Below are 2,982 nucleotides of genomic sequence, written 5' to 3'. Positions count from 1 at the left end.
TTTCGTTTTTTTTAATCAATACGCGGACTTTTTTGAAAGCAGTCAGGTTTTCAAGGCATTAAGTAAAGAAATAGCGAACAGTTATTGGGTTTTAACCATATTAAATTAAAATGACCTTGACAATTCGATTACTTTTACTTAACATTATATTTACGTTAAATTAACATACGATAAAGAAGATCCAAGAATTCAAATTGAATTCAAGATTTAGTATTATTATTACGAATATAATCTTTGACCCTAGATTTCGCCTCCCTTAATGTATCACAGGAAATAGGGTGGCTATAGTATCGCGGATAGGCATGTTTAGAAAATCGTTATTTTATCTTTTTCTGGCAATATTGGCAGTGTTATTGTTACTCGACCCCAATTTCAAGACGATAGGGGCGGGGGTGGCCATCTTATTATTTGGGATGATCATGTTGGAAGAGGGTTTTAGGGCCTTTACCAAAGGCCCACTTCAAAATCTCTTAAGGAAAGCTACGGATAAACTCTATAAAAGTATTGGTGTAGGGGCTTTGGTCACTGCTTTGATACAATCGAGCTCCTTGGTTTCGGTAATTACCATTTCATTCATTAGTGCCGGGTTGATCAGTCTATCCGGAGGCCTTGGATTCATTTTTGGCGCCAATATTGGAACAACGGCAACGGCATGGTTGGTCGCTGCATTCGGATTGAAATTGCAAATATCCGCATTGGCCATGCCCATGTTGGTCTTTGGCGTCGTTTTCTCGATTCAGAAAAATACCGTTTTAAAAGGCTTGGGTAGTGTTTTGGCCGGATTGGGATTTTTCTTTCTTGGCATACACTACATGAAAGAGGGTTTTGATGTTTTTAAAGCACATATCGATTTGACCCAATTTGCCATTCCAGGTTTTTGGGGCGTAGTTGTGTATACTGGCCTGGGAATAGTGATAACGACCATCCTTCAATCGAGTAGTGCAACCTTGGCCTTGATCCTGACTGCCTTATCCGCCGGCCAGATTGAATATGAAAATGCCTTGGCTTTGGCTATTGGCGCGAATGTGGGCACGACCATAACCGCAGTGTTGGGATCTTTGGGTTCCAATGTGGCCGGCAGGCGGTTGGCCGGGGCACATCTGATATTCAATGTTGTAACTGGTTTGGTCGCCCTAGTCTTAATTTACCCATTGGCAAATTTGGTGAATATATTATCTGATATAGTGGGTATAGGTGCAACCGATTTTATAATGAAATTGGCACTTTTCCATACCATTTTCAATGTGCTGGGAGTGCTTATCATGATTCCTTTTTTCAAAAAACTGGAACACTTTTTAGTATGGTTCTTCAAGGAAAGGACTGATAAGGATATTGATGAACCCAAGTTCTTGAACGAAGCCATTTTGCAATTTCCATCGGGAGTTATAGTCTCCTTGATAAAGGAGGCCAAGTATTTATATGAAAATGCCATATTCGAAATAGTCGCCCATGGGTTGAATATTCATCGGGAAGATATTAAGTCTGACCTTGGCATAAAACAAATAGTCAAGAGCTCTAAGGAGGATTTTAAAACGAATGTCAGGGAATTGTATTATAACAAAGTCAAAACCATTTATGGTGAGATCATAAGGTACGCCACAACGGCTCAAAGTACCTTAAAGATGGGCAAGAAACAAAACATCCGACTTTCGGAAATAAGGATCGCAAGTCGCAAGATGGTGGAAATAATAGAAGATGTTCGTGAACTGGGTAGGAATGTGTCGTATTACCTGAATTCCGATAATACATACATTAGTAAGGAATATGATAAGTTTCGAAAGAAACTAGTTAAGGTACTTCGGGTTATTTACTTGTTCAGGACCGAGGTGGATAAGGAATCGCACTATGAAAAATTATTGGTGCTTAAGGAAGAAGCAAAAAAAGGAAAGCACCTAAGTACCAAATCAATCAATAAATTGATTCGTAAGAACTTGATAACGATAGACATGGCTTCTTCATTGGTAAACGACAATGACCATGTAAACGACATTGTCAAAAAGCTTATTGAAGTTGCTGAATTACTGTATGGTGAAAAAGACACCCTATTGGGGAATGGAAAATAGGCAATAAAAAGCACCCTGAAGGTACCGTCAGGGTGCTTTTTATTAGGGTTGGATAAAGCAAAAGCTTAAAAAATCATCTATTCATTTACTTCCTTGTCCAGAAGCCCTATCGAACGATTATGTTCATCATGATACAAGTTCAGGATATTCATATTAGACTTGATCAAGTCTTTGGTTTCCAGAAGAATGCTAAAGTATAGTGTCGTGTTTTTTGGACTTGTTGAATCTTCAGTCCGTGTTCGTTCTACTTGTTTTTGTATGGCCTCTTGTACTTTGTCAAGTAACGCCTGCTTTTCTTCAATGATACCCGGAACGATCACTTCAAATGTTCTCGCGTCGAATACTTCCCTGATTTTTCCAAAAAGAGCTACCAATTTATCATTGATATCCAATAACTCCTCAGCTTGTTTTTTCTTGAGGGCCTTATGGTTGTTATGCACATGTTTATGACTCACTTTGGCTATTAAACTTGAGGACTGGGCAACATCCTGTATGCTGCCGATAACATCAATGTAAAACTTACTTGCACCTAAATACGAATCATCCAATTCCTTGATAAAATAAAAGATATCATTTTGTAATTCCTCAATTTCATTTTCTAATTTCACTACCGTATTCTTGGCCTTTTTAAGGGCATCCAGATCTTGGTTTATTAGACCATTGATCGTTGTTTGGTTTATTTTACTGACCCGTTTAAGCGCTTTTGAAATGTTATCCGCACTTTCTTCAATTACACCATGTATGGATTGACTTTCCGCTTTACTCAAGCTATCCTCGGCTTTTACTTCCCTACTTTTCTTTGTATGGCTAATATAGTTTCGAACCAATAATAGCGCAGCCAATAACAATAAGACCGCAATCATAGGACTGCCTCCCAAATCAATTAAGTAGGCTACGGTTCCGGCAGCTATAAATGCAC

General features: G+C 38.6%; 1 protein-coding gene and 1 pseudogene. One reads left to right on the top strand and one right to left on the bottom strand.

The annotated features are described in order from the left end of the window. Window positions 1–347: 347 nt before the first annotated feature. Entirely contained in the window at window positions 348–2,063 is a 1,716-nt protein-coding gene (locus WBM98_RS15085) for a Na/Pi cotransporter family protein (RefSeq protein WP_424366854.1), read from the top strand. A 77-nt stretch (window positions 2,064–2,140) separates the two neighbouring features. On the opposite strand, the pseudogene WBM98_RS15080 reads toward WBM98_RS15085, so the two are convergent. Continuing rightward, window positions 2,141–2,982: pseudogene (locus tag WBM98_RS15080) on the bottom strand (inorganic phosphate transporter); the annotation flags it as partial.

The organism is Maribacter sp., assembly GCF_049667165.1.
Taxonomy (GTDB): domain Bacteria; phylum Bacteroidota; class Bacteroidia; order Flavobacteriales; family Flavobacteriaceae; genus Maribacter_A.
The sequence above is the reverse complement of the archived record's forward strand: the minus strand, read 5'-3'. Positions and strand labels throughout refer to the sequence as shown.